The sequence below is a fragment of the Pseudomonas bubulae genome, assembly GCF_900618535.1.
Lineage (GTDB): Bacteria > Pseudomonadota > Gammaproteobacteria > Pseudomonadales > Pseudomonadaceae > Aquipseudomonas > Aquipseudomonas bubulae.
In genome coordinates, this window is record NZ_UYJA01000005.1 from 411,092 (window position 1) to 437,178 (window position 26,087).

Annotated in this window: 24 protein-coding genes and 1 tRNA gene; 13 read left to right on the top strand and 12 right to left on the bottom strand. The window is 59.6% G+C overall.

Annotated features, from left to right (window positions below):
• Positions 1–119 precede the first annotated feature (119 nt).
• From gpmI to PPTH39_RS19150, 4 genes are all read left to right on the top strand, one after another.
• On the top strand, positions 120–1,655 hold the full coding sequence (gene gpmI, locus PPTH39_RS19135) for a 2,3-bisphosphoglycerate-independent phosphoglycerate mutase (protein ID WP_095017755.1): 1,536 nt from the start codon (positions 120–122) through the stop codon (positions 1,653–1,655).
• 195 nt (positions 1,656–1,850) lie between these two features.
• A complete protein-coding gene (locus PPTH39_RS19140) occupies positions 1,851–3,137 on the top strand; it encodes a murein hydrolase activator EnvC family protein (RefSeq protein ID WP_130872307.1) in 1,287 nt (428 codons plus the stop codon).
• Between the two features lie 35 nt (positions 3,138–3,172).
• Positions 3,173–4,489, top strand: coding sequence for a S41 family peptidase (locus tag PPTH39_RS19145; protein WP_130872308.1), 1,317 nt, complete (start codon positions 3,173–3,175; stop codon positions 4,487–4,489).
• 1 nt (position 4,490) lies between these two features.
• A complete protein-coding gene (locus tag PPTH39_RS19150; RefSeq protein ID WP_095017756.1) occupies positions 4,491–5,273 on the top strand; it encodes a divergent polysaccharide deacetylase family protein in 783 nt (260 codons plus the stop codon).
• 70 nt (positions 5,274–5,343) lie between these two features.
• Here PPTH39_RS19150 and PPTH39_RS19155 read toward each other — a convergent pair whose 3' ends face one another.
• The 7 genes from PPTH39_RS19155 to PPTH39_RS19185 form a co-directional block, all read right to left on the bottom strand.
• Entirely contained in the window at positions 5,344–6,099 is a 756-nt protein-coding gene (locus PPTH39_RS19155; RefSeq protein ID WP_095017757.1) for a substrate-binding periplasmic protein, read from the bottom strand.
• A gap of 72 nt (positions 6,100–6,171) precedes the next feature.
• Positions 6,172–6,942 (bottom strand): imidazole glycerol phosphate synthase subunit HisF, encoded by a 771-nt coding sequence (hisF, locus tag PPTH39_RS19160; protein ID WP_048383956.1) that lies wholly within the window; start codon positions 6,940–6,942, stop codon positions 6,172–6,174.
• A gap of 10 nt (positions 6,943–6,952) precedes the next feature.
• Entirely contained in the window at positions 6,953–7,690 is a 738-nt protein-coding gene (gene hisA / locus PPTH39_RS19165) for a 1-(5-phosphoribosyl)-5-[(5-phosphoribosylamino)methylideneamino]imidazole-4-carboxamide isomerase (protein ID WP_088378464.1), read from the bottom strand.
• A 39-nt stretch (positions 7,691–7,729) separates the two neighbouring features.
• Positions 7,730–7,987: a DUF2164 domain-containing protein gene (locus PPTH39_RS19170; RefSeq protein WP_016783110.1), complete on the bottom strand. Its 258-nt coding sequence runs from the start codon at positions 7,985–7,987 to the stop codon at positions 7,730–7,732.
• The gene (hisH, locus tag PPTH39_RS19175; protein ID WP_130872309.1) at positions 7,987–8,625 is read right to left on the bottom strand and encodes an imidazole glycerol phosphate synthase subunit HisH; all 639 of its coding nucleotides are present in this window, start codon (positions 8,623–8,625) and stop codon (positions 7,987–7,989) included. The genes PPTH39_RS19170 and hisH overlap by 1 nt, the downstream gene beginning before the upstream one ends.
• Complete coding sequence (hisB, locus tag PPTH39_RS19180) at positions 8,625–9,218, bottom strand: imidazoleglycerol-phosphate dehydratase HisB (protein WP_016783108.1); 594 nt, start codon at positions 9,216–9,218, stop codon at positions 8,625–8,627. Before hisB ends, hisH begins: the two co-directional genes overlap by 1 nt.
• A gap of 214 nt (positions 9,219–9,432) precedes the next feature.
• The gene (locus PPTH39_RS19185; protein ID WP_095023763.1) at positions 9,433–11,094 is read right to left on the bottom strand and encodes an OFA family MFS transporter; all 1,662 of its coding nucleotides are present in this window, start codon (positions 11,092–11,094) and stop codon (positions 9,433–9,435) included.
• Between the two features lie 291 nt (positions 11,095–11,385).
• On the opposite strand from PPTH39_RS19185, the gene PPTH39_RS19190 reads away from it, so the two are divergent.
• The 6 genes from PPTH39_RS19190 (at position 11,386) to PPTH39_RS19215 (ending at position 16,696) form a co-directional block, all read left to right on the top strand.
• Complete coding sequence (locus tag PPTH39_RS19190; protein WP_095023762.1) at positions 11,386–13,593, top strand: AsmA family protein; 2,208 nt, start codon at positions 11,386–11,388, stop codon at positions 13,591–13,593.
• Positions 13,590–14,657: an A/G-specific adenine glycosylase gene (gene mutY, locus PPTH39_RS19195; protein WP_095020137.1), complete on the top strand. Its 1,068-nt coding sequence runs from the start codon at positions 13,590–13,592 to the stop codon at positions 14,655–14,657. The genes PPTH39_RS19190 and mutY overlap by 4 nt, the downstream gene beginning before the upstream one ends.
• Positions 14,654–14,926 (top strand): oxidative damage protection protein, encoded by a 273-nt coding sequence (locus tag PPTH39_RS19200; RefSeq protein WP_003438557.1) that lies wholly within the window; start codon positions 14,654–14,656, stop codon positions 14,924–14,926. The genes mutY and PPTH39_RS19200 overlap by 4 nt, the downstream gene beginning before the upstream one ends.
• Before the next feature lie 104 nt (positions 14,927–15,030).
• Positions 15,031–15,106, top strand: a tRNA-Phe gene (locus tag PPTH39_RS19205).
• A gap of 163 nt (positions 15,107–15,269) precedes the next feature.
• Complete coding sequence (locus tag PPTH39_RS19210; protein WP_095000780.1) at positions 15,270–15,740, top strand: hypothetical protein; 471 nt, start codon at positions 15,270–15,272, stop codon at positions 15,738–15,740.
• Positions 15,741–15,799: 59 nt separating this feature from the next.
• Entirely contained in the window at positions 15,800–16,696 is an 897-nt protein-coding gene (locus PPTH39_RS19215; RefSeq protein ID WP_095000779.1) for an alpha/beta hydrolase family protein, read from the top strand.
• A gap of 2 nt (positions 16,697–16,698) precedes the next feature.
• On the opposite strand, the gene PPTH39_RS19220 is transcribed toward PPTH39_RS19215, so the two are convergent.
• A complete protein-coding gene (locus tag PPTH39_RS19220) occupies positions 16,699–16,944 on the bottom strand; it encodes a DUF1272 domain-containing protein (protein ID WP_095000778.1) in 246 nt (81 codons plus the stop codon).
• 351 nt (positions 16,945–17,295) lie between these two features.
• On the opposite strand from PPTH39_RS19220, the gene PPTH39_RS19225 reads away from it, so the two are divergent.
• Both PPTH39_RS19225 and PPTH39_RS19230 read left to right on the top strand, forming a co-directional pair.
• Complete coding sequence (locus PPTH39_RS19225) at positions 17,296–17,901, top strand: biliverdin-producing heme oxygenase (RefSeq protein ID WP_095000777.1); 606 nt, start codon at positions 17,296–17,298, stop codon at positions 17,899–17,901.
• Positions 17,898–20,135 carry an ATP-binding protein gene (locus PPTH39_RS19230; RefSeq protein ID WP_130872310.1) on the top strand — a complete coding sequence of 746 codons (2,238 nt, stop codon included), beginning with the start codon at positions 17,898–17,900 and terminating at the stop codon, positions 20,133–20,135. Before PPTH39_RS19225 ends, PPTH39_RS19230 begins: the two co-directional genes overlap by 4 nt.
• 97 nt (positions 20,136–20,232) lie before the next feature.
• On the opposite strand, the gene gltS is transcribed toward PPTH39_RS19230, so the two are convergent.
• The 4 genes from gltS to gabP form a co-directional block, all read right to left on the bottom strand.
• Positions 20,233–21,441, bottom strand: a complete 1,209-nt coding sequence (gltS, locus tag PPTH39_RS19235; protein WP_130872311.1) for a sodium/glutamate symporter — start codon at positions 21,439–21,441, stop codon at positions 20,233–20,235.
• Positions 21,442–21,498: 57 nt separating this feature from the next.
• Positions 21,499–22,437, bottom strand: coding sequence for a formimidoylglutamase (gene hutG, locus PPTH39_RS19240; RefSeq protein WP_095031404.1), 939 nt, complete (start codon positions 22,435–22,437; stop codon positions 21,499–21,501).
• A 20-nt stretch (positions 22,438–22,457) separates the two neighbouring features.
• On the bottom strand, positions 22,458–23,183 hold the full coding sequence (locus PPTH39_RS19245) for an IclR family transcriptional regulator (protein WP_095031405.1): 726 nt from the start codon (positions 23,181–23,183) through the stop codon (positions 22,458–22,460).
• 193 nt (positions 23,184–23,376) lie between these two features.
• Positions 23,377–24,768, bottom strand: a complete 1,392-nt coding sequence (gabP, locus tag PPTH39_RS19250) for a GABA permease (protein ID WP_095017765.1) — start codon at positions 24,766–24,768, stop codon at positions 23,377–23,379.
• A 543-nt stretch (positions 24,769–25,311) separates the two neighbouring features.
• Here gabP and PPTH39_RS19255 point away from each other — a divergent pair.
• Positions 25,312–26,085, top strand: a complete 774-nt coding sequence (locus PPTH39_RS19255) for an ABC transporter ATP-binding protein (RefSeq protein ID WP_095017766.1) — start codon at positions 25,312–25,314, stop codon at positions 26,083–26,085.
• Positions 26,086–26,087: the final 2 nt, after the last annotated feature.

Consider the following 26,087-nt stretch of genomic DNA (forward strand, 5'->3'; position numbering starts at 1 on the left):
CCAGTATACACAGCCACCTTGGTCGGCCAAACCCCGCCCGGCGGTGACGCCACATGAACTTCGCTTTAAACTGCGCGTCCTCTGTATACCTTCTTATAAACCAGCCACGAGTGGGATCTATGACTACCACGCCTAAACCTTTGGTCCTGATCATCCTGGATGGCTTCGGTCACAGTGAAAGTCACGAATACAACGCCGTTTATTCGGCCAAGAAGCCGGTGCTGGATCGTCTTTGCGCGAGCATGCCGAACGGCCTGATCTCGGGTTCGGGCATGGATGTCGGGCTGCCTGACGGCCAGATGGGCAACTCCGAGGTCGGCCACATGAACCTGGGCGCCGGCCGCGTGGTGTATCAGGATTTCACCCGTGTCACCAAATCCATCCGCGATGGCGAGTTCTTTGAAAACCCGACCATTTGCGCCGCGGTCGACAAGGCCGTGGCTGCAGGCAAGGCCGTGCACATCCTGGGCCTGCTGTCCGATGGTGGTGTTCACAGCCATCAGGACCACCTGATCGCAATGGCCGAGCTGGCATTCAAGCGCGGCGCAGAAAAAATCTACCTGCACGCCTTCCTTGATGGCCGCGACACCCCGCCAAAAAGTGCCTCATCTTCCATTGAACTGCTGGACGAAGCGTTCAAAGACCTGGGCAAAGGCCGTATCGCCAGCCTGATCGGCCGTTACTTCGCCATGGACCGTGACAATCGCTGGGACCGCGTAGAGCAGGCCTACAACCTGATCGTCGACGGCAAGGGCGAGTTCAACGCCGCTACCGCCCAGGAAGGCCTGGAAGCTGCCTACGCACGTGGCGAAAGCGACGAATTCGTCAAAGCCACGACCATCGGCGAGCCGGTGAAAGTGGAAGACGGCGACGCCGTGGTCTTTATGAACTTCCGCGCCGACCGCGCCCGCGAGCTGACCCGTGTATTCGTTGAAGATGACTTCAACGCCTTCGCCCGCGCCCGCCAGCCAAAACTGGCCGGTTTCGTGATGCTGACCCAATACGCTGCCAGTATCCCGGCACCCAGCGCATTCGCGCCCGGCAGCCTGGAAAACGTACTGGGCGATTACCTGGCCAAAAACGGCAAAACCCAGTTGCGCATTGCAGAAACCGAGAAGTATGCCCATGTGACCTTCTTCTTCTCGGGCGGCCGTGAAGAGCCGTTCCCGGGTGAAGAGCGCATTCTGGTGCCGTCGCCGAAAGTCGCCACCTACGACCTGCAACCGGAAATGAGCGCCCCCGAAGTCACCGACCATATCGTCGATGCCATCGAAAACCAGCGTTATGACGTGATCGTGGTCAACTACGCCAATGGCGACATGGTTGGCCACAGCGGCGTATTCGACGCAGCCGTCAAGGCAGTTGAATGCCTGGATGCCTGCGTGGGCCGTATCGTGGAAGCACTGGACAAGGTCGGCGGCGAAGCCCTGATCACCGCTGACCACGGCAACGTGGAGCAGATGGAAGACGAGTCCACAGGCCAGGCGCATACCGCCCACACCTGTGAGCCCGTGCCGTTTATCTATGTAGGAAAGCGCTCGCTCAAAGTTCGCGAAGGCGGCGTGCTGGCCGACGTGGCACCCACCATGCTCAAACTGCTGGGGCTGCCACAGCCGCAAGAGATGACCGGCAAATCGATTCTGGTCGACGCTTAAAACAACGCAATGCCTGTGGGAGCGGGCTTGCTCGCGATACCGGCGACGCGGTGCATCAGGCATTGCGTGGTGATGCTATCGCGAGCAAGCCCGCTCCCACAGGATCAACGGCTACAATTTCACCTTCATCCATTTCTTATAGGTGACGAGGGCGGGCATACTAGGCCGTCCCGTTCCCCAGGTGTCGCCCGCCCCATGCTTCGCGCCCTTATAGCCTTGACCCTCGCATGCATGCTCCAACCGGCGTTTGCCGACGAGCGCGCGCAAACCCAACAGCAGCTGGATGCCACGCGCCAGGATATCAGCGAGCTGAAAAAGCTCCTGGGCAAGCTGCAGGAAGAAAAGTCCGGCGTGCAGAAAGACCTGCGCGGTACCGAAACCGAAATCGGCAAGCTGGAGAAGCAGGTTGAAACCCTGCAACAAGAACTAAAAAAGAGTGAAGGCGAGCTGCTGCGCCTAGATAGCGAGAAAAAAAAACTCCACAGCGCAAAACTTGAACAGCAACGCCTGATCGCCATTCAGGCCCGCGCCGCCTATCAGGGTGGGCGTCAGGAATACCTGAAGATGCTGCTCAACCAGCAAAACCCCGAGAAGTTCGCCAGAACCCTCACTTATTACGACTACTTGAGCGAAGCCCGTCTGGCCCAGCTCAAAGGCTTCAACGAGACACTGCGCCAACTGGCCAATGTCGAGGCCGATATCAACTTGCAGCAAGCGCAACTGCTGACCCAGAAAAGCAGCCTGGACACCCAGCGCGCCGAGCTCGACAAGGTGCGTGCAGAGCGCCAGCAAGTGCTGGCCAAGCTCAATACCGACGTAAAGGACCGCGACCAGAAGTTGCAGGCCCGCGAGCAGGATCAGGCCGATCTGGCGAAAGTCCTCAAGACCATCGAAGAAACCCTCGCCCGCCAGGCCCGCGAAGCCGAGCAGGCGCGGCAAAAAGCCCTGATTGCGCTGCAGGAAGCCGAGAAAAAACGCCAGCGCGAGGCTGCATCGGTCGTTACCGATGCCCCGCGAAAACCGGTGCAATCCACACCGGGGCCATTGGTCTCCAGCGCAGGTGCGTCTTACGGCGGTGCTTTTTCTCAAGCCCGGGGCAAACTTCCATGGCCAGTTGATGGTCGACTGCTTGCACGTTTCGGTGAAACCCGTGGCGACGACTCGCGCACCAAGTGGGACGGCGTGATGATCAGCGCCGGTGCCGGCACCCAGGTACACGCCGTACACGGCGGGCGCGTGGTGTTTGCCGACTGGCTGCGCGGCGCTGGCCAACTGGTGATTCTGGACCACGGTAATGGTTTCTTAAGCTTGTATGGCCACAATCAGACGTTGCTCAAGTCTGCCGGCGACGTTGTAAAAGCCGGTGAGGTGATTTCCACCGTGGGCAACAGCGGTGGGCAGGCCACGCCAGCACTGTATTTTGCTATTCGTCAGCAGGGACGCCCAAGCGACCCTGCACAATGGTGTCGCACTCAGGGATGAGTCCATCACCTTTAATACGTAGGAGTTCGCTCAACATGCCGCATTTGTCCCGCCTCAACTCGCTGGCCCTGACGATCGCTCTGCTGATCGGCTCGCCATTGGCATTTGCTGCCGAGCCGAGCATTCCGCCAGCCGGGGCTGCTACCAGCGCCAAGGCACCGCTGCCTCTGGAAGAGCTGCGCACATTTGCCGAGGTCATGGATCGGATCAAGGCCGCCTATGTTGAGCCGGTAGACGACAAAACCCTGCTGGAGAATGCCATCAAGGGCATGCTCAGCAACCTCGACCCGCATTCTACCTACCTGGGGCCGGAAGATTTCGCCGAGCTGCAGGAAAGCACCAGCGGTGAATTTGGCGGGTTGGGCATTGAAGTCGGCACTGAAGACGGCAACATCAAGATCGTCTCGCCGATCGACGACACCCCTGCCAGCAAAGCCGGCATCCAGGCCGGAGACTTAATCGTCAAGATCAATGGTCAGCCCACCCGTGGCCTGAGCATGACCGAGGCCGTAGACAAAATGCGCGGCAAGATCGGTCAGAAAATCACCCTGACCCTGGTACGCAACGGTGGCGCACCGTTTGACGTAACCCTGACCCGGGCCAATATCCAGGTCAAGAGCGTCAAGGCCCAGCTGCTTGAAGACGGCTACGGCTACATCCGCATAACCCAGTTCCAGGTCAAGACTGGCGAAGAAGTGGCCGCTGCGCTGTCCAAACTGCGCAGGGAAAACGGCAACAAGCGCCTCAAGGGCATCATCCTTGACCTGCGCAACAACCCGGGCGGCGTGCTGCAGTCGGCAGTTGAAGTGGTAGACCATTTCATCACCAAAGGTCTGATCGTCTATACCAAGGGCCGTATCGCCAACTCTGAGCTGCGTTTCTCGGCTACCGGCAAGGATCTGAGCGAAGGCGTGCCATTGGTGGTACTGATCAACGGCGGCAGCGCCTCGGCGTCAGAGATCGTCGCCGGTGCCTTGCAGGATCAGAAGCGTGGTGTGGTGATGGGCACCACCAGCTTCGGCAAAGGCTCGGTGCAAACCGTACTACCGTTGAACAATGACCGCGCGCTGAAGATCACCACGGCGCTGTACTTCACTCCGAACGGGCGCTCGATCCAGGCCCAGGGCATTGTTCCGGATATCGAAGTCAGCCGCGCCAGGATCACCCGCGAGCAAGACACCGAGTACTACAAAGAGGCCGACCTGCAAGGTCACCTCGGCAATGGTAACGGCGGTGCCGACAAGCCGACCGGCTCCGGCCCCAAAGCCAAGCCGATGCCCCAGGACGATGACTTCCAGCTGAGCCAGGCCCTGAGCCTGCTTAAAGGCTTGAGCATCACACGCGGCAACTGAGGTGCGTCTTTCCCTGGCCCTCACCCTGCTCTGCTGCCTGACCGGTACCGCCCACGCGGCACCGGTCAGCGCGCCCGCCACACCGCACAAGGCTTACCTGAGCCTGATTATCGATGACCTTGGGCAAAACCTGCCCCGGGACCGCCGCGTGCTGGCGCTGCCCGGCCCGGTCACCACCGCCGTGATGCCCGACACCCCCCATGCTGCCGAATTTGCCCGCGAAGCCCACAAGGCCGGCAAGATCGTCATTTTGCACATGCCAATGGACCCGGCCACCGGGCCCTTTGCCTGGCACCCGGACCTGCCTGTCGACGAACTTGAAAAGCGCCTCAACGCCGCGTTCAAGGCAGTGCCCTACACCAGCGGTATCAACAACCACATGGGCAGCCGCATGACCTCCCAGCCACAAGCGATGGCCTGGCTGATGGGCAACTTGCAGCAACGTCACAAATTCTTTGTCGACAGCCGCACCAGCGCGCAGACGGTCGCGGCGGCCGAGGCGCAAAAAATCGGCCTGGCCAGTGTTTCGCGGGATGTGTTTCTCGATGACGTACGTACCGAGCAGGCGATCACCACACAACTGCACACCGCGATCAATCTGGCGCGCAAGCAAGGTTCGGCGGTGATGATCGGCCATCCCTACCCGCAAACCCTCGCCGTGCTTGAACGGGAGCTGCCCAAGCTCAAGGCCCAGGGCATTGACTGGATCGATATCAGGCAAATGATCGGCGTGCGCAGCAACAAGGCGATGGCCGGACATGGGAAGGATGGGGTTTATCGCTGAGACCCGTGCCATTTGTAGCCGCTGAGGAGCGCAGCCTTCGTTCCTCGTCAGCGGCTACACACTCTGTGTGTTACAGGTACTTTGCGCGGATTTTCTCATCCACGCCTTCTGCCTTTAACTCATCCAGCGCCTTCTGCAACTTGCTCACCACCTCGTCCGGCACGTCTTTGTTCAGCGCCAAAAACAGCTCAGCCTGATTGAAACGCAACACCGTCTTGAACCCTGAAATCCCTACCTGACGCGCCAAAAATTGGCCAGCTGGAGCACCTGTGGCCCACAAGTCGATTTGCCCGGCCTGCAACTTGCGGGCGTTGTCCTGATCGCGCAGCACAATCACCGGCGCCAGCCCCTGCTTCTCTAGGGACAAGGCAATGGCGTCGCCCTTGTAAGCGCCCACCCGATACTGGCGGGCCTGTTCGAGGGACGTCAGGGTAATCGGGCTATCCCCTCGGGCCAGCAACACCCAGTCATCAGGACCAATAGGGCCGACCCACTTGAACAGCTTTTCACGCTCGGGCACGCGGGCGGTGACAAACACACCGTATCCGGGTTTTTCGAGGGCAAGGTGGTAGATACGCTCCCAAGGGAAACGCAGGGTCATGCTGTAGGGGATGCCGGCACGTTTGAAGGCTTCACGCAGGATATCGACGGCGATACCTTCAATATTATCGTTCTGCGCAAAATTCTTGCCGTTTTTGGCCATGTTGTACGGCGGGAAGTTTTCAGTCAGTAACACGATCGATGAGTTCGACGTATCAGCCGCAAAAGCGGTACTCGCCAGCCACATGGTGGAACTGACGAGAATAGGCACAAAGCGTTTAAACATGACAGGCGACCTGAATCCATGGCGTGCTCAAGAGTGCCGTGGGCACGCCATGCTGTCCAGTAGCCTTTGGCCTTAGCGAACCACGATTCCGCGCTCTGCCATGTACGCCTTGGCCTCTGGCACCGTGTATTCACCAAAGTGGAAAATACTCGCCGCCAGCACTGCACTGGCGTGACCTTCCAGAATGCCGTCAGCCAGATGCTGGAGGTTACCGACACCGCCCGAGGCAATCACCGGAATGCCCAGTGCATCACTGATTGCGCGGGTAACACCCAGATCGAAGCCATTTTTCATGCCGTCCTGATCCATGCTGGTCAACAGGATTTCGCCGGCGCCCAGGCCTTCCATCTTCATGGCCCACTCGACCGCGTCGAGCCCGGTTGGCTTGCGTCCGCCGTGGGTGAAAATTTCCCAGCGCGGGGTTTCGCCCGGCAAGGAGACTTTCTTGGCATCAATGGCGACCACAATGCACTGCGAGCCAAAATGTTGCGCCGCTTCGCCCACAAACTCCGGGTTAAACACCGCTGCGGTATTGATCGAGACTTTGTCGGCACCGGCATTGAGCAGGTTGCGTATGTCCTGGATGCAGCGCACCCCGCCACCTACGGTCAACGGGATAAACACCTGACTGGCCATGCGTTCGACTGTATGCAGCGTGGTGTCGCGCCCATCGACGCTGGCAGTGATATCGAGAAAGGTAATCTCGTCAGCACCCTGCTCATCGTAACGACGGGCGATCTCTACCGGGTCGCCGGCATCGCGAATGTTCTCGAACTTGACGCCCTTTACGACCCGGCCGTTATCCACGTCCAGGCAAGGGATGATGCGTTTGGCCAGCGCCATGGGTCTCTCCTCAGGCCTTGTAGCTGTCGCAGAAGGCTTGCGCCTCGGCCACATCCAGCGTGCCTTCATAGATGGCGCGACCGGTAATGGCGCCCACGATGCCCGGCGCCTTGGCGTCCATCAGGGCCTTGATGTCACCCAGGTTGTGGATGCCGCCCGAAGCGATCACCGGAATGCTGGTGGCAGCGGCCAATGCGGCGGTGTAGCTCACGTTGCAGCCCTGCATCATGCCGTCCTTGGCAATGTCGGTATAAACGATGGCCGACACGCCGTCTGCTTCAAATCGTTTGGCCAGGTCGATGACCTGCACGGTGCTCACTTCAGCCCAGCCGTCAGTGGCCACAAAGCCGTCTTTTGCATCCATGCCGACAATGATCTTGCCCGGGAACGCGCGGCAGGCCTCGGCCACGAACTCAGGGTTTTTCACTGCCTTGGTGCCCAGGATCACATAGCTCACGCCCGCTTTGACGTAATGCTCGATGGTTTCCAGGGAGCGAATCCCGCCGCCGATCTGGATCGGCAGGTGCGGGTACAGCTTGGCAATGGCAGTGACCACTTCGCCGTTGACCGGCTGGCCTTCAAAGGCGCCGTTGAGGTCGACCAGGTGCAGACGGCGGCAACCGCCCTCTACCCATTTGGCAGCCATGCTCACCGGGTCATCGGAAAATACCGTGGAGTCTTCCATGCGGCCCTGGCGCAGACGTACACAGGCACCGTCTTTAAGATCGATAGCGGGAATAATCAGCATGTGGCAAACCTTCAAATTCGGGAGTCTGAGACTCGGAAATCAGTTCTTCTCGAGCGCCCACAGGTCGCTTTCGATGCTCTCGAACCTCTCTTTGAGGTGCGCCTGCACATCGAAAATCGCCCGATTGTAGTAATGCGGGGCGATTTCGCGGGTGAACAGCTCAAGGATTTCAGCCGCCTCGAACGAACCCAGGTCCAGTTCGAAGCGGTCTTCCATAAAGCGTTTGATCTTGCTGTTGGCTTCGCTCTCTTGCTCAGGGGTGAGCGTGAGAATCGGCGGCTTTTTGCGCGGCGCCATTACCAGCGGCCATCCCAGGCCGCAAAGTTTTCCAGCAGCTGCAAGCCGTGGGTATGGCTTTTTTCCGGGTGGAACTGCACCGCGAAGCGCGAGCCCTCGGCCAGCGCTGCGGCGAAATCGACGCCGTAATGCCCGCCACCGACTACCTGGCGAGGATTGCCCGCCGCAATGTAGTAGCTGTGTACAAAGTAGAAACGCGCCAGGTCGGGGATGCCGTGCCACAGCGGGTGATCCACTTTTTGCTGCACTTCGTTCCAGCCCATGTGCGGCACCTTGAGATGCTCGCCGCCTTCGTGCAGGTCCTTGCCGAAGAACTTCACGGCGCCCGGGAACAGGCCGATGCAATCAACACCGCCGTTCTCTTCGCTGCTGTCGAGCAAGGCTTGCATGCCGACACAAATACCGAGAAACGGACGATCCTGACTGACTTCACGCACCAGCGAGTCAAAACCCAGGCGACGGATTTCGGCCATGCAATCGCGGATCGCACCCACACCAGGGAACACTACGCGGTCGGCTTCGCGAATCACGCTGGCATCGCTGGTAATCAGCACCCGACCGGCGCCAACGTGCTCCAGCGCCTTGGCCACCGAGTGCAGGTTACCCATGCCGTAATCGATTACCGCCACTGTCTGCATCAGAGCACGCCCTTGGTAGAAGGCATTTGCCCGGCCATGCGCTCATCCAGCGCCACGGCCATGCGCAGGGCGCGGCCGAAAGCCTTGAACACGGTTTCGATCTGGTGGTGGGTGTTGGTGCCGCGCAGGTTGTCGATGTGCAGGCTGACATTGGCGTGGTTCACGAAGCCCTGGAAGAACTCCTGAAACAGGTCAACATCGAAGCCGCCGACGGTGGCGCGGGTGTAGGGAACATGCATTTGCAGACCAGGACGACCGGAAAAGTCGATGACTACACGGGACAGCGCTTCGTCCAGCGGGACGTAAGCGTGACCGTAGCGGGTCATGCCTTTTTTATCGCCGACTGCTTCGCTGAAGGCTTTACCCAGGGTAATGCCGACATCTTCGACGGTATGGTGATCGTCGATATGCAGGTCGCCTTTGCACTCGATGTCCAGGTCGATCAACCCATGTCGGGCGATCTGGTCGAGCATGTGCTCAAGAAAAGGAACACCGATATCGAATCGGGCCTTACCGGTACCATCCAAGTTGATCGAGGCTTTAATCTGGGTTTCCAGAGTATCGCGCTCGACTGACGCCTTACGTTCGGCCATCACCAGCTCCGCAAAATCATTGGGCGAAAAAGGTGGCCATTATAGGCACGGGTCAGGCAAACAGAAACATTAAGGGTGCGGTGGCTGACGTAATGCGCGTTGACGCACAGGCCGCGCCGCCTGAATCGCGAGCAAGCCCGCTCCCACAGAGACGCAATCCGTCTGTGGGAGCGGGCTTGCTCGCGATGGCGTCAGCGCTGACTCAACACGTCAATCAGTGAAACAACACCGCCGTCTTCTGCACCGTTACCCACACGCCCCACAACAAGGGAATGCCCACGGCCAGCCAGGCTGCAATCACCAATGGCTGACTGCCCGGTGCGGCTTTCCACTCCAGCGACGTACTGGCGTCCGCGCCCTTGTCGTGCCCCAGCGCCTGTTCGGCGGCCAGCTCGGCGTCGGTCATGAAGTATTTGTCGGCCACCGGGCGTACCAGCAGGTTGCAGATAAAACCCAACACCAGCAGACCGGCGAGGATGTACAAGGTGATGTCATACGCCGCCGCACGCTCCACCCCGATGCTCAACTGATACTCGCGCAGGTAGTTGACCAGCACCGGCCCCAGCACGCCCGCAGCCGCCCAGGCGGTCAGCAGGCGACCGTGGATCGCGCCGACCATCTGCGTACCGAACAGATCGGCCAGATACGCTGGCACTGTGGCAAACCCGCCGCCGTACATCGACAGAATGATGCAGAACGCCGCCACGAACAGCGATACGTTGCCCAGATGGCCCAGGTTCGGAATCATCGCGTACAGCGCAAAACCCAGGGCGAAGAACACAAAGTAGGTGTTTTTGCGGCCCAGGTAATCCGAGAACGACGCCCAGAAAAACCGCCCGCCAATATTGAACAGACTCAGCAAACCGGTGAACCCTGCTGCAATCGCGGCGATCTGCGCCAGCTGCGCTGCATCCAGCTGGCTGAAGGTCAGATCATTGCCCAGCAACTTGCCCGCGAAGACTTCCTGCAGCAATGGCGAGGCCATGCCCAGAATGCCGATACCGGCCGATACGTTAAGGCATAGAACCAGCCATACCAGCGCAAATTGCGGAGTTTTCCACGCCACACTTACGTGTACATGGCGCTGGGTGATCATCGCGTTGGCCGCTTTTTTTGCCGGCGCCTTCCAGCCCTCAGGCTTCCAGCCGGTCGGTGGTACGCGATAAGACAACGCGCCGCCGATCATGAACACGAAGTAAATCGCCGCCATTGCGACAAAGCTCTGCCACACGCCCACACCGTCCGGCCCGGCAAAATGGTTCATCAATGCGGCAGCCAACGGTGCGCCCACCATTGCCCCGCCACCAAAGCCCATGATCGCCATGCCCGTAGCCATGCCACGCTTGTCCGGGAACCACTTGATCAGTGTCGACACCGGCGAGATATAACCCAGCCCCAGGCCGATACCGCCGATAACCCCAGAACCCAGCCACATCAGCCAGATCTGATGGGTATAAATACCCAATGCAGAAATCAGCAAACCGCCGCACCAGCACAAAGCCGACACCACACCGGCCTTGCGTGGCCCGGCATGCTCAAGCCAGCCGCCCCATACCGCGGCCGAGCAACCGAGGAAGATAAAGAACAGGGTGTAGATCCAGCCGAGCATCGAAATCGGCCAGTCGCATTGCGACGAAAACACTTGCGCGATAAAGCTCATGTCTGGCGCACAAGCCACAGGTGCAGTCACGCCCAGGGCTTTGGACAACGGCAGCCAGAACACCGAAAAGCCATAGGCCATGCCGATGCACAGATGGATGGCCAGAGCAGCTGGCGGCACCAGCCAGCGGTTGAAGCCGGGTTTGGCGATGATGCGCTCCTTGGACAGGAACGCAGGCGGCGAAGCAGAACTGCCCGCAGCAATGCTGATACTCATAGGTGTTTCCCCCAGGTAATGAAGTTATTTCCCCGGCACGCTCGCTCCCTGACTTTGGCGCTCTGTGGCACACAGTCGTTTTTATTGGATCGAGACGCGGCAATGTGCCGCAGAAGGCCCGAAAAACAAGCGAAGATTACCATTTGATCGCCAGCCTGGCCCTAACCTGATGTGGTCTTTGGCCGAGCAACTGATCCGCTACTATCCACCCCCCAGTCGGCGTGCGCGTGGCGCTATACTCTGCGGCTGAATTTAAAACTTACTCTCACACAGACTTACAAGGACTCGCCCATGAAAGCGTTCGGCAAAATCCTGGGTCTGGTGCTTCTCGGATTGTTGCTGATCATCGTGGCCCTGGGCTTTGCCCTCAGCCATCTGTTCGATCCCAACGACTATAAAGACGAGATCCGCCAGATAGCCCGTGACAAAGCCCACATTGAGCTGACCCTCAATGGCGACATCGGCTGGAGCCTCTTCCCCTGGCTTGGCCTGGAACTGCACGACGCCAGCGTTGCCACTCTCGCAGCGCCGACCCAGCCTTTCGCCGATCTTCAGATGCTCGGTCTGTCCGTGCGCGTACTGCCGCTGCTGCGCAAAGAAGTGCAGATGAGCGACGTGCGCGTCGAAGGCCTGAACCTGCGCCTGACCCGCGACAAGGACGGCCACGGCAATTGGCAGGACATCGGCAAGCCGGCCACCGCCGCCGCGCCAACCACCGGCACCGAGCCCGCTGCGAGCAACAAGCCTGAAAGCGCCGGCCAGCCCCTCAAGCTCGATATCGACAGCCTGACCGTGAACAACGCCCGGGTTGAATATAACGACGAGCAAAGCGGCAAGCAGTTCAGCGCCGAGAGCATCCAGCTGAGCACCGGCCCGGTTCACGAAGCTACCAGTATCCCGGTCAAGCTGACCGCCTTCCTGGGCACCAACCAGCCGGTGATGCGGGTCAAGACCGAAGTTGACGGCAAGTTGCGCTTTGACCGTGTACTCAAGCGCTATCAGTTTGAAGACATGAAGGTCACCGGCGAAGCCTCCGGTGAGCCGCTGCAGGGCAAGACCATGACGTTCGCCGCACAGGGGCAAATTCTGGTTGATCTGGCTGCGAACGTCGCCGAATGGAGCAGCCTGAAGATTTCAGCCAACCAGTTGCGCGCCCTGGGTGAGTTCAAGGCCAACAGCCTCGATACCACTCCGCAAATCAGTGGCGGCCTGTCGATTGCACAGCTTGATCTGGCCCGGTTCCTCGACAGCATCGGCCACCCGCTACCTGCCATGGCGCCGAACAGCCTGAGCAAGGTCGAACTGGTCAGTCGCCTTTCGGGCACGCCCAGCAGCGTGACCTTTGACGAGCTGAACCTGAAAGTCGACGACAGCACCTTCACCGGCCTCGTGGCCATTGACGATTTCGCCAAACAAGCCGTACGTATTCAGCTCAAAGGCGACACATTCGACGCTGATCGCTACATGCCGCCCAAGTCGGCCGAAGCCAGCAGCGCCAGCGTTGCGCGCAAGGCTGAAGTACAGAGCAGCGAAGCCGGCGCCCTGGCCGCATCGGGCGATACGCCGCTGCCGGAGGCTCCGACCAAAAGCGGCTGGAGCACCGCCAGGATCATTCCGGTCACCCGCCTCAAGGCGCTCGACCTGAATGCTGATATCAGTTTTGGCCAACTGACCCTGAGCAAACTGCCGATACAAAACGCGGTGCTCAAGGCCAACAGCAAAGCCGGTGTCCTGACCCTGGAAAACCTCAGCGGTAACCTTTACAAAGGCAGCTTTGCCGCCAATGGCAGCCTGGACGTACAACCCATGCTACCGGTGGTCAAACTGCAGACCCGCATTACCAATGTGCCGGTGGATAAAATCCTGCAAAGCCAGGGGCAAAAACCACCGGTGACCGGTCTGCTGACCCTCAACAGCAACGTCACTGGCAGCGGCAACAGCCAGAGCGAGCTGATTTCCAGCCTCAACGGCACCGCCAGCTTTATGCTTAACGATGGTGTGCTGCTCAACGCCAACCTTGAGCAACAGCTGTGCAAGGGTATTTCGGTACTCAACCGCAAAACCCTGAGCGGCGCGCCCCTGGGCAAAGACACGCCATTCAAGGAGCTCAAGGGCACCCTGGTGTTCCGCAACGGCGTGGCCAGCAACCCGGACATGATCGTGCGCATCCCCGGCCTGAGCGTCAAAGGCGATGGCGACATCGACCTGCGCGTACTGGGCATGGATTACCGCATCGGCATCATCATCGAAGGCGACACCCGCGCCATGCCGGACCCGGCCTGCCAGGTCGGCAAAAACTTTGTCGGCATCGAGCTGCCATTACGCTGCCGTGGCCCGCTGGAGCTGGGGGCCAAGGCCTGCCGTCTGGACAAGGAAGGGCTGGGCAAGGTTGCCGCCAAAGTGGCGGGCAACAAGCTCACTGACAAACTCGAAGAAAAGCTCGGTGACAAGGTCAGCCCCGAGCTCAAGAACGCGCTCAAAGGGCTTTTCAACCGATGAGAGATGAGCAGTTTTCAACCGCGGTGCTGGACTGGTATGACCAGCACGGTCGCCACGACCTGCCCTGGCAACAGGGCATCACCCCGTATCGGGTATGGGTCTCGGAAATCATGCTGCAGCAAACCCAGGTCAGTACCGTGCTGAACTACTTCGACCGTTTTATGGCTTCACTGCCGACGGTCGAGGCCCTGGCCGCTGCACCGGAAGACGAAGTACTGCACCTGTGGACCGGCCTGGGCTACTACACCCGTGCGCGCAACCTGCAAAAGACCGCCAAAATCGTTGTCGCCGAATATGACGGCCAATTTCCGCGGGATGTGGAAAAACTGGTCGAGTTACCCGGTATCGGTTTATCCACAGCCGGTGCGATTGCCAGCCTGAGCATGGGTCTGCGGGCGCCGATTCTGGACGGCAACGTCAAGCGGGTACTGGCGCGCTACACGGCGCAAGAGGGCTACCCCGGCGAGCCCAAGGTGGCCAAACAGCTGTGGGCCACTGCCGAGCGCTTCACCCCCCACGACCGCGTCAACGCCTACACCCAGGCAATGATGGACATGGGCGCCACGCTCTGCACCCGCAGCAAGCCCAGCTGCCTGTTGTGCCCGCTTGAAAGCGGCTGTAAAGCGCACTTGCTGGGCCTGGAAACCCGCTATCCGATCCCCAAACCGCGCAAGGTCATCCCGCAAAAGCGCACGCTGATGCCAATGCTGGCCAATGCCGGGGGCGAAATCCTGCTTTACCGCCGTCCGTCGACCGGCTTGTGGGGCGGCCTGTGGAGCCTGCCCGAGCTCGATGACCTGCAGGACATCGAGCATCTGGCGCTGCAACACTCGCTGGCCCTGGGCGCGCAACACGAACTGACCGGCCTGACCCATACCTTTAGCCATTTCCAACTGGCCATCGAACCCTGGCTGATCCACGTCAAGGAGTCCGGCCATCACGTGGCCGAGGCCGACTGGCTCTGGTATAACCTCGCCACCCCGCCGCGCCTGGGCCTTGCCGCCCCGGTCAAGAAGCTGCTCAAACGCGCAGCCGACCTATTGAACGCTGGAGAGACGTCATGACCCGCACCATCATTTGCCGCAAGTACAAAGAAGAACTGCCTGCCCTTGAGCGCGCTCCGTTTCCGGGCGCCAAAGGCCAGGACATTTTTGACCACGTTTCGGCCAAAGCCTGGGCTGACTGGCAAAAACACCAGACCCTGCTCATCAACGAAAAGCGCTTGAACATGATGAACGCCGAAGACCGTAAATATTTGCAGGGCGAAATGGACAAGTTCTTCAGCGGCGAGGAATACGCACAAGCCGAAGGCTACGTTCCGCCAACCGAATAAACCCCGGTTTTAAAGGCTTTGATCCGTAAGCGACGGTAATAATTAAATATTTTTCAAAAAAGTGTTTGACGGGTTATCGAAAAAGGCTTCTAATGCGCCCCGTTGCCCAGATAGCTCAGTCGGTAGAGCAGGGGATTGAAAATCCCCGTGTCGGCGGTTCGATTCCGTCTCTGGGCACCACATTCAGTTTTGATGTGGTGTTCACACCACGCCAAAACAAAGAAAACCCGCCTAGTGCGGGTTTTTTTTTGGCCGTTATTTATACCCGGCGGCGCCACCTCTCTTGGCGATTGCAAAGAGATGGGGTTCAATCCTCTCATCAGCCTGCAAAGGACACACCTTCATGTCATCGCCAAAAAAGCAGCAAAAAAACGCGCAGCGGGCCAAAACCAAGGCCAAGCAGAATCGCGTGGGCAAACCGGCCAAAGCCTCGGCTGGCGCCCTGATCGACAACCCGTTCGATGACGTGAAAATCGACCTCAGCACCTTCAACTTCCAGGACATCCTAGACAACGGTTTTGACCCCGCTGACTACGATGACCTGTTCCAGGCCATGAAAGCCGCCGAAGCCATCAACCTGCAAACCCTGTGTGCGGTATTCCTGCAGTACCCGGTACTGGAACTGGTGATCTCGGAAGAAGAGGAAGAGCCGGCCACCGATTTTCTGATGGGCTTGCTGATCGAATACCGCATTGCCGTACATGGCGATGATGAAGACAGCGCCGTGGCCTGGATCGAAACCCCGGCATTCCAGAAAGCCTACGTCGAAGCTTCACGGCTACTGACAGAACGCAACGCCCGGAGCGCACACTGACAGCAGCCCTGCCCGAACCTGTCAGCCGGGCGTTCACCGAGCCTGCTGCTGACGGTTACCTGCTGGGCGGTTTCGAATGGCGCCAGCGCATACCGGACAGCACGCGAGCAGTGATCATCATCAACGCCGCCACCTCGGTGCGTTGCCAGTATTACTCGCGGTTTGCCGAATACCTGTTCCGCCAGGGCATGGACGTGATGCTGTTCGACTACCGCGGTATCGGCGCCTCACGCAGCGGATCGTTGCGCGGTTTTACGGCCTCTTGGTCGGACTGGGGCACGCTGGACGCAGAAGCGGTGCTCAAGCGCGCACAGCGCGAGTACCCCGGCCAGCCGATCGACGTGGTGGGCCATAGCTTTGGCGGTTGTGCGGCGGGCCTGGCGGCTTCCGGACTGGCGATTCGCCATTTGGTCACAGTCGGTGCGCAATATGCCCACTGGCGCGACTACGCACCCGCACAGCGCTGGCAGATGCTCGCCAAATGGCACGGGGTCATGCCGTTGCTGACCCGCATGTGCGGCTACTTCCCGGGCAAGCGCCTGGGCTGGCTCGAAGATACCCCGGCGGGGGTGGTCAAGGACTGGGGCGCCTTCAGTACCCGCTACGAAAAACTCCCCAGCGCCCGAAGCTTCACTGCCCTGCCCTTTTGCTCGGTTACGGCCAAAACCCTCGCCATCAGCTTCACTGACGATCCTTTCGGTACTGTCGCGGCCATCGAACGCCTGCTGAACTACTTCAGTGCCAGCTCGCGTACGCATCTGCGTATCCAGCCGCAAGACATTGGCGAAACAGCCATAGGTCATTTCGCGTTTTTCCATAGCCGCTTTCAGGACAGCCTATGGCCGATTGCCTTGCAGTGGTTGCAACGCGGGGAGTTGAACGGGGATGTCCCGGGGCAGACAGTCTCTGTAAAAGCACCCTCTCCCTCGGGAGAGAGCCAGGGTGAGGGGCTTTAAAATCAACGCGCAGCACAGCCTTCAGGTTTGTACACCCGCTCACTGGACGGCGGATTGCTCGCCAACTTGCTCACCGGTCTACGCGGCCGGACCAACAGCTCGCCCCCGCAATTGGGGCAAAGACCACCTAGATGCTGCTCCGTACACGTCGCACAAAAGGTGCACTCGAATGAGCAAATCCGCGCTTGTGCTGAATCTGGCGGCAAATCGCAATCACAGCATTCGCAATTGGGGCGTAATTCGAGCATAAGCACCTCACATTGAACCGGTAATTTTCATCTTTACATTTAAGACGCTTCCTACGAAAAACCAACCCCGATCTAAGCCAAGAGAGCTGAATTCGGGAATGGCCTAAATGTATCCGACCTGCGATACACATCCTCGCCATTGCAAACCTTAGAAGCTGTGACGCAGCGCGTCACGAATTGAGCCTACCCAATAAGCATCCTGCTAAGGGGAGAAGTCGAGCCTGTGCGCACTCAAACAACCACTGTTCTGCCGGGTTTTGTAGCAAAATAATTGCACTTTTTTATTACCATGACCTCCTACAGTTATGAGCGCCTAATTCACGCGCCACACAGAGAGCCGTCCTACAAGGCATGTCAGAAGACCAACCTTTATCAGCGGTATCGCCCGTTCTGCACGAGCTACGCGCTGGCACTCATACACGCCATGTAGCCCTTGAAAAACGCCTGCCGTTCTTCAGCAATACACTCGACCTTGAACGCTACACGCGCCTGTTGAGCGCTTACTACGGCTTCTATCACGAGCTGGAGGAGCGACTGCAACACAGCCCCTGGATGACCCACGATTTCGACCTGCAGGCACGACTCAAAACACCCGCGCTGCGTCGGGATCTGCAGGCCCTGGGGGTCAGCATCCAGTCGCTTGCACTGTGCGAAACCCTTCCGGCATTGCACAGCCCCGCCTGCGTACTGGGTGTGTTGTATGTGCTGGAAGGCGCCACTCTGGGCGGCAACGTGCTGCGCAAGCAGATGTCGCAACGACTGGGCCTGGAGGGACACAACGGCTGCGCTTTCCTTTACGTGTACGGCGAGGCCACCGGGCGGCAATGGAAGGCATTCCTGGAGTTTCTGGGCAGCGTGCCCCTGGACGCCCGAGCGCGAGACCAGGCCGTACAGGCTGCCAGCTCAACATTTAGCTGTTTCGAGCACTGGCTCGAACGTCAGGAGGTTTTATTATGACCCCACAGGACCCTCAAGCCTTTGAACGCTTGCTGGCCAATTGTGCTGATGAACCCATTCGCTTTCCCGGGGCGATCCAGCCCCACGGCCTGCTCGTGACACTGACGGAGCCGGGGCTGCAGATCCAGCAGGTCAGTGCCAATGTGCTGACCCTGTTCGGCGTCAGTGCCGAATCACTGCTGGGCCTGCCACTGGCCGCCCTCAGCGGCTCCGAAGCCGCCAACGCAGTGCAGCAGGCCGTCGTCTACACCACCCTGGCCGATGCTCCGCCTTTGGCCCTGAACCTGCTGGGGCGTGAATACGAAGGCCTGCTGCACCGTGACCAGGGCATTCTGGTTCTGGAGCTGGAACTCAAGCCCGATGACTCAGAAATTCACAGCACCATGGGCAAGGTGCGCAACCTGAGCCGTATGCTGCAACGCCTGCAAGGGGCCAAGACCCTCACCGCACTGTATGAAATCTGCGTGCGCGAGATCCAGGCACTGACGGGCTACGACCGGGTTCTGATCTACCGTTTTCAGGATGAAGGCCACGGCCAGGTCATCGCGGAAGCCTCCTCGCCAGCGATGGAATTGTTCAACGGCATGTTTTTCCCTGCCTCCGACATCCCTGAACAAGCCCGCGAGCTGTACCGCACCCACTGGCTGCGCATTATTCCGAACGCCGATTACCAACCTGTGCCGCTGATTCCCACATTGCGCCCGGACACCGGCGAGGCACTGGATCTGAGCGGGGCCGTATTGCGCAGCGTGTCTCCGATTCACTGCCAGTACATGAAGAACATGGGCGTGCTGTCGTCCATGAGCATCTCGCTGATGGATGGCGAGCGCCTGTGGGGACTCATCAGTTGCGGGCATCGCCAGACGCTGCATGTCCCCCATGAACTGCGCATGGCCTGCCAGACCATCGGTCAGGTGCTGTCCCTGCAGATCAGCGCCCTGCAAACCCTGGAAATCAGCCGTCAGCGCGAAGCCAAGATGGATGCCCTGGTGCGCCTCAACGCCGCCATGGTGCAAAGCACCGCAGCCGTGTTTGAAGGCCTGGCACAAATGCCCGAAGCCTTGATGGATCTGACTGGCGCCAGCGGCGTGGCGATTCTGGAAGACAAGGTGCTGCACCGTTATGGTCAGTGCCCCTCCCCGGAAGACACTCGCGCGCTGTACCAATGGTTCAAGGACAGCGGCCAGCCAGTCTTCTCCAGCCACAACCTCAGCACCCTGCACGCCCCGGCAGCACAGTACAAGGACATCGCCAGCGGCCTGCTGGCCATGACCCTGCCCAAGCCCGTGGACAACGCCGTGCTGTGGTTTCGCCGCGAAGTCAAAGAAAGCATCCAGTGGAGCGGCGACCCCAATAAACCGCTGAACCTGGAAGCCGGCAGCAACGGCCTGCGCCTGAGCCCGCGCACCTCGTTCGAAATCTGGAAAGTCGAGATGGACGGCATCTCCAGCAAATGGAGCCACGGCGATCTGTTTGCTGCCAATGACCTGCGCCGCTCGGCCCTGGAAAACGACCTGTCGCGCCAGGTGCTGCGCGAGCAACAGGCCGTGCGCGCACGCGACGAGCTGGTGGCGGTGGTCTCCCACGACCTGCGCAACCCCATGACCATTATCTCGATGCTCTGCGGCATGATGCAAAAGGCCTTCAGTAGCGACGGCCCGCACACATCGCGACGCATCACCTCGGCCATCGACACCATGCAGCAGGCCAGCAGCCGCATGAACGTGCTGCTCGACGATTTGCTCGACACCTCGAAAATCGAAGCCGGTCGCTACACCATCAGCCCGCAGCCACTGGAAGTCAGCCAGATTTTTGAAGAGGCACTGTCGTTGCTCGCGCCGCTGGCGCTGGACAAGGCCGTGGAACTGACTTTCCACGCCGAGCCCGACCTGAAAATCAGCGCCGACCCCGAACGCCTGTTCCAGGTGCTTTCCAACCTGATCGGCAATGCGATCAAGTTCACCCCCGCACAGGGCAAGATCGGCGTAGCAGCCATGTCCAACGGGGACGATATCGTGTTCAGCGTGCGAGATTCGGGCAAGGGCATAGCCCCCGAGCAGCTGCCACATATCTTCGACCGCTACTGGACGGCTAAAGAAGGCAACGCGCTGGGCACGGGCCTGGGGCTGTACATTTCCCAGGGCATCATCAAGGCCCATGGCGGCCAGCTACTGGCCGAAAGTACACCGGGAGAAGGCAGCGAGTTTCGCTTCACGGTCCCAAGAATGGTCTGATGGTTAACAGCACAATGCCCTGCAGCTATCACACCTGAATGATGCATAAAAACGGCCGCCTCCTTGACGGGAGAGCGGCCGTTTTACATTCAACCCGTCAGCTGAAGGCGTTGATAAACCAGGTGATCATCGGGATCGCCACGATATCGATCAGCACCGCCCCACACAGCGGCACGATGATAAAGGCCTTGTACGAGAAGACTTTGTAGTGATCGCAGATGGCCCCCATATTGGCCACGGCATTGGGCGTCGCGCCCAGCCCGTGCCCCATGAAACCAGCGCACAAGACCGCGGCGTCGTAGTTGCGGCCAAACAGGCGGAACAGGACGAACACGCACAGCAGGATCATGATCACCACCTGCACCACCAGAATCACCAGCAACGGCAAGCCGAGCTTCTCCAGCTCCCAGAACTTCAAGCTCATCATGGCCATGGTCAGGAACATGCCCAGGCACACATCACCGATAGTGCTGACGGCATGGTCGGGCACCTCGATCAGCTGGGCCCGGTCATTGAGGTTGCGCAGGATGATCGCGACGAACATGGCCCCCACATAGCTCGGCAAGACGATACCCAGATGCTGCTGCAAGCTGGAGCCCAGCCAGAACCCCAGCACCATGATCACCACAATGCAGGTCAGCAAACGCAGCAGGGTTGCGGCATCCAGCGCGGCCACAGGGGTGTGGACCACGTCTTCGAACGCCTTGAGACTGCCCGCGGCTTCGGCCTTGACCACCAGTTTGTTGCGCTCGATCAACCAGCGCGCCAGCGGGCTGCCGAGCAAACCACCGGCCACCATGCCAAAGGTTGCAGCGGCGAGCGCGGCAGTCGTAGCCCCGACCGCCCCCAGGTTTTCAGCAATCGGCCCAAAGGCTGCCGCCGCACCAAAGCCGCCCTCCAGTGACACCGCCCCGGCCATGATCCCCAGCAGCGGGTCGATGCCCAGCAGCTTGGCCACACTCACTCCCACCACGTTTTGCACCAGCCCCAGGCCCCAGCACGCCCCCAGGTAGATAAACAGCAGCTTGCCGCCCTTGCGCAACAACCCCAGGCTGCCACCCAAACCCACGGTGGTGAAGAACGCCACCATCAGCGGGGTTTGCAGGCTGGTGTCGAGGCTCAGGTTGAGCAGTTGCTGATCCCGTAATAACCAGATCACCAAGGCAAACCCAAAACCACCGATGACCGGTGCAGGAACACACAATTGACGCAGCCAGTAGCTGCGCTTTTTCAGTTGGGCACCCAGGCCCAGCAGGAGCAACGCGAGAGCAAGGGTGCTCAGCGCATCCAGTTCGAATGTCAGCATGGCGAATTTCTCTTTTTCTTATGATTCAACAAGCGGTTTCAGGGATTTGCGCAAAACTTAATCAATCAGGCTGGCGAGCAGACGCGCGCCAATGCGGGCGGTTCGGTTGTCGATGTCCAGGCTCGGGTTGAGCTCGGCGATGTCGGCCATGCGCAATTTGCCGCTGGCTTTGGCGTGGCGTACCAGGTGCTCGACGATCTGCATGTCCACCCCATGGGCAGACGGCGCACTGACGCCGGGGGCCTGGCTGGCGGGCAGGACATCGAGGCAAAGGGTCATGTAGAGGTGATCGACGTCTTGCAGAAAATCATCGATCAACGCTTCGCAGGCGGGGATGTCCCAGCTGTTTATTTGCCGGTCGAGGCGGTAACGCACATTCAGGCGCCCGGCCTGTTCAAACAGGGCCTGGGTATTGTTCAACTGGCTGATACCCAGGCAGCAATAGGTGAACGGCATATCGAAACGCTGGCAAGCCTCGGCAATCTGCCGGAAGGGTGTGCCTGAGCTGCTTTGTTCGGCGTGGCGCAAATCGAAATGCGCATCGAAATTGAGAATGCCGATGCGTGGCTGCGGGTGCTTGCGGCGCAAGTGATCAACCAGACCACTGAAACTGGCAAAGGCGATTTCGTGCCCGCCACCCAGGCCCAGCGGTAAATGCCCCTGGTCGAGCAAATGGCTGACCTGTTGGCCATAGCCTTGCTGCGCGCCCTCCAGATCATCGCCCGCGCAGCTCACATCACCGGCGTCGTACAGCGGCGCATGACCGTGCCATGCCAGATTGGCCAAGGCCTTGCGCAAGGCCACCGGCCCCTTGCGGGCACCGGTACGGCCCTGATTGCGCCTGACCCCTTCATCGCTGGCCAAACCAATCAATGCAGCCCCCGCTGGCAGGCCATCGGCCACAGGCTTGACCCATTGATGCCAGCGCAACGCGCCCTGCCCTTCAGCGGCATCAATACGGCCTGTCCACAAGGACATGTCGGGTACAACCGTCATGTTTGAAACTCCAGTCAAGTTCAGTCGAGCCGGGCGCTCAGGCGCAGGGCAACGTCCTGGGTCCAGCGGATCAGGCATTCACTGCGGGTGTGTGCCCTGGTAGCCGGGGCCATGAGGCTGATGGCGCCTTGCAGGCGATTGCGGCTGTCGAGCAACGGCGCGCTGATGCCCCAGATACCGTCGTCGATCTCACTCACACTCACGGCATAACCGGCAGCACGGATTTGGGCAAAGCTGCGCTGATAGGTGGCCACTTCTTCAGGCTCGACGCCTTGCGCCAGAAGCGCCGACACACTGTGCGCTTCATCCATATACGCCAGCAGCACCCGCGCAGAAGCGCCGACCAGCAGCGGCTGGGCCAGCCCCTTCTGGTAACAGCAGCGCAGCGGCTGCGGGCTGTCGACCAGCTCAATGCAAATCGCCTGACCGTTGCTCGGCACCATCAAGGCCACGCTCTCCTGGCTTTGCTCGGCCAGACGCTTGAGTTCAGGTTTGGCCAGCGTTACCAGCACCGCTTCGCGGTCAAATTTTTTCGCCAGCTGCAAACAGGCTGGCCCTGGCAGATAGCGGCCCTGGCCGTTCTCTTCGGCCAGGCCCCAACGCAACAGGGTGTTGAGGTGGCGATAGGTGCTGCTCAGCGGTTGCCCCAGTTGCTCGGAAAGCGCCTTGGCGGAGATCGCCTCGGCGGATTGCCCCAGGCTGACGAGGATTTGCAGCAAGCGATCAGTTGGCGTGTTGTAGTTCATTATCGGCCCCATGCTCTTGCCTGCATGGTGCACGGTGTTTCCCATTAGCTGAAATTCGATTCCCACTGAATGGGAAAAAACCGCCAGATAGTGATCAGCGGTCGCAAATTGCCCCCCTTACAGGCACAAAAAAACCGCCATCCCGAAGGATGACGGCTTTTCTGGGTATTCAACCGCGAGAACCGTCCTGGCCTCAGTTGAGTACCGGTGCCCCCAACTTCTCAATGCGACGACGGCGTGCCACCAGCAGGCCTGCCACCACCACCAGAATGCTCAGCATACCGGTCGCCATGATTTCAACGCGATGCGCTTCCTGGAACAGCATGACCGTCAGAATAGCCACGATAAAGACGATTACCGCATAGGTCAGGCCCGGGAACAGCCACATCTTGAACGAGATGTTCTCGCCCAGGGCCGTACGCTTCTGGCGCATGCGCAGTTGCGACACGGCAATCACCAGATACACCAGCAGCGCGATCGCGCCAGAGCTGGCCAGCAGGAACTCGAACACGGCAGCCGGCGCCACATAGTTGGCAAATACCGCTACAAAAGCTGCACCCGTGGACATCATCACCGCCCAGTAAGGCGTGCCCGCAGCATTGGTGCGCTTGGCCGCAGCCGGTGCATCACCACGCTTGCTCAGGGAGTAGAGCATGCGCGAAGAGGTGTAGAGCGCCGAGTTCAGGCAACTGGTTACGGCGATCAGTACCACGATATCAACGATCAGCTTGGCATTCGGGATGCCCATGCGATCAAGTACGGTCTGGTAGGAACCCAACTGCGCCAGGCTCGGGTCGTTCCACGGCACCAGGGCCACAACGATGAAAATCGATACCAGATAGAACAGGCCAATACGCCAGATCACCGAATTGGTGGCCTTGGTGATCTGCTTGCTCGGATCTTTGGATTCCGCCGCCGCGATGGTGACAATTTCAGTGCCCATGAACGAGAACATGGTGGTCAGCATGGCAGCCAGAACGGCGCCCATGCCATTGGGCATAAAGCCGATGGTATCGGACAGATGCGCGACACCACTGACCTGACTGGTAGGCAGATAGCCGAAAATGGCCAGCAGACCCAAAATGATAAAGCCAATAATCGCCAGCACCTTGACCAGCGCAAACCAGAACTCGAACTCACCGTAGTTCTTGACGCTGAACAGGTTGGTGGCGGTCAGCAACAGGGTGATGACCAGGGTAAACACCCAGATCGCCGTACCCGGGAACCAGGCATGCAGGATGGTACCTGCGGCGACAGCTTCCAGCGGGATCACCAGGACCCAGAACCACCAGTACAGCCAGCCAATGGTAAAACCAGCCCAATGCCCGATGGCACGGTCGGCGTAAGTGGAGAACGAACCGGTATCAGGCGAGGCAACGGCCATTTCGGCCAGCATGCGCATCACCAGCACGACCAAGGTGCCTGCTGCGGCATAAGCCAGCAACACGGCAGGGCCCGCTTGGGCAATCGCGTGTCCGGAACCGACAAACAAACCGGCGCCGATAACACCGGCAATCGACAGCATGGTCACATGCCGTGGTTTGAGCCCTTGTTCCAGGCCGCTAGAGGATTGCGTATTGCTCATTGGGACTACCTTTCATTGAAGCCATTCCGAGCACCCGCGTTGACTTTCGTAAAAAGTAACCAACGGGGCGTTTAGAATCCTTGACGCAATAACTGAGCCAGAATGTGACACATGCACGGTTTCCGCGGGCTGCAACGATTTGCAACAGACATTGCAAGCCATTGAGCGCAATGGCATTTCGCCAAGTCGTTACCGAAACACTCAGCTACAAGGGTCTCGACGCACCAAAAATACCCAAAACACCCCATATGGCCCAAAAGCAGTGCACATCTTTAACCTTTAGTAGGTTCGCGCTTCCAACACCGGGCCAAAGCTGGCAACATCGCGACCTTTTTTAAGCGACACCTGTCTGGCCGAACGGCGAATTACAGGGTCGGTTGTTGTCGGCGCGACACTCTGCTGTAGCGATGCGACAAACTGCCACCCTCGCGCCTTTTGTGTCTTCAGGGCGGCTGGTTGCCTCTGCAACCCTATGCTAGCTTGGCCTGCGCCAGGAAGGCCGCCCAACAGCAGGATCGCACCCGAACACAAAGAGGAACGCACATGGCTTTGGCCACGCCCGCGCTTGAAATCCGCAACTTGCACAAACGCTACGGCGAGCTTGAGGTACTCAAGGGTATCTCGCTGACCGCACGCGACGGCGACGTGATCTCGATCCTGGGTTCTTCCGGTTCCGGCAAGTCCACTCTGCTGCGCTGCATCAACCTTCTGGAAAACCCCCACGAAGGCCAGATCGTGGTCGCCGGGGAAGAGCTCAAACTCAAGAAAGCCAAAAATGGCGAACTGATCGCGGCCGACGGCAAGCAGATCAACCGCATGCGCAGCGAACTGGGTTTTGTGTTTCAAAACTTTAACCTGTGGCCGCACATGACCATCCTCGACAACATTATCGAGGCGCCACGTCGCGTACTGGGGCAAAGCAAGGCCGAGGCCATCGAAGTGGCCGAAGCATTGCTGGCCAAAGTCGGCATTGCCGAAAAACGCCATGCCTATCCGTCCGAATTGTCCGGTGGCCAGCAGCAACGCGCAGCGATTGCCCGCACCCTGGCCATGCAGCCCAAAGTGATTCTGTTCGATGAACCGACATCGGCACTTGACCCGGAAATGGTTCAAGAAGTACTTAGTGTGATCCGCGCACTCGCCGAAGAAGGTCGCACTATGCTGTTGGTCACCCACGAAATGGGCTTTGCCCGTCAGGTGTCCAGCGAAGTAGTGTTTTTGCACCAGGGCCTGATCGAAGAGCAAGGGTCGCCAGAACAGGTGTTCGACAACCCGGTTTCGGCGCGCTGTAAACAATTCATGTCCAGCAACCGCTAACG

Coding starts and splice junctions, on each gene's coding strand:
- gltS (WP_130872311.1), bottom strand. CDS start 21,441: ATGCTGACATTCGAACTGGATGCGCTGAGCACCCTTGCTCTCGCGTTG.
- hisA (WP_088378464.1), bottom strand. CDS start 7,690: ATGCTGATTATTCCCGCTATCGATCTTAAAGACGGTGCCTGTGTACGT.
- PPTH39_RS19255 (WP_095017766.1), top strand. CDS start 25,312: ATGGCTTTGGCCACGCCCGCGCTTGAAATCCGCAACTTGCACAAACGC.
- gabP (WP_095017765.1), bottom strand. CDS start 24,768: ATGAGCAATACGCAATCCTCTAGCGGCCTGGAACAAGGGCTCAAACCA.
- hisB (WP_016783108.1), bottom strand. CDS start 9,218: ATGGCCGAACGTAAGGCGTCAGTCGAGCGCGATACTCTGGAAACCCAG.
- gpmI (WP_095017755.1), top strand. CDS start 120: ATGACTACCACGCCTAAACCTTTGGTCCTGATCATCCTGGATGGCTTC.
- PPTH39_RS19145 (WP_130872308.1), top strand. CDS start 3,173: ATGCCGCATTTGTCCCGCCTCAACTCGCTGGCCCTGACGATCGCTCTG.
- mutY (WP_095020137.1), top strand. CDS start 13,590: ATGAGAGATGAGCAGTTTTCAACCGCGGTGCTGGACTGGTATGACCAG.
- PPTH39_RS19210 (WP_095000780.1), top strand. CDS start 15,270: ATGTCATCGCCAAAAAAGCAGCAAAAAAACGCGCAGCGGGCCAAAACC.
- PPTH39_RS19225 (WP_095000777.1), top strand. CDS start 17,296: ATGTCAGAAGACCAACCTTTATCAGCGGTATCGCCCGTTCTGCACGAG.
- PPTH39_RS19185 (WP_095023763.1), bottom strand. CDS start 11,094: ATGAGTATCAGCATTGCTGCGGGCAGTTCTGCTTCGCCGCCTGCGTTC.
- hisF (WP_048383956.1), bottom strand. CDS start 6,942: ATGGCGCTGGCCAAACGCATCATCCCTTGCCTGGACGTGGATAACGGC.
- hisH (WP_130872309.1), bottom strand. CDS start 8,625: ATGCAGACAGTGGCGGTAATCGATTACGGCATGGGTAACCTGCACTCG.
- PPTH39_RS19245 (WP_095031405.1), bottom strand. CDS start 23,183: ATGAACTACAACACGCCAACTGATCGCTTGCTGCAAATCCTCGTCAGC.
- PPTH39_RS19140 (WP_130872307.1), top strand. CDS start 1,851: ATGCTTCGCGCCCTTATAGCCTTGACCCTCGCATGCATGCTCCAACCG.
- PPTH39_RS19230 (WP_130872310.1), top strand. CDS start 17,898: ATGACCCCACAGGACCCTCAAGCCTTTGAACGCTTGCTGGCCAATTGT.
- PPTH39_RS19220 (WP_095000778.1), bottom strand. CDS start 16,944: ATGCTCGAATTACGCCCCAATTGCGAATGCTGTGATTGCGATTTGCCG.
- PPTH39_RS19155 (WP_095017757.1), bottom strand. CDS start 6,099: ATGTTTAAACGCTTTGTGCCTATTCTCGTCAGTTCCACCATGTGGCTG.
- PPTH39_RS19170 (WP_016783110.1), bottom strand. CDS start 7,987: ATGGCGCCGCGCAAAAAGCCGCCGATTCTCACGCTCACCCCTGAGCAA.
- PPTH39_RS19190 (WP_095023762.1), top strand. CDS start 11,386: ATGAAAGCGTTCGGCAAAATCCTGGGTCTGGTGCTTCTCGGATTGTTG.
- PPTH39_RS19200 (WP_003438557.1), top strand. CDS start 14,654: ATGACCCGCACCATCATTTGCCGCAAGTACAAAGAAGAACTGCCTGCC.
- hutG (WP_095031404.1), bottom strand. CDS start 22,437: ATGACGGTTGTACCCGACATGTCCTTGTGGACAGGCCGTATTGATGCC.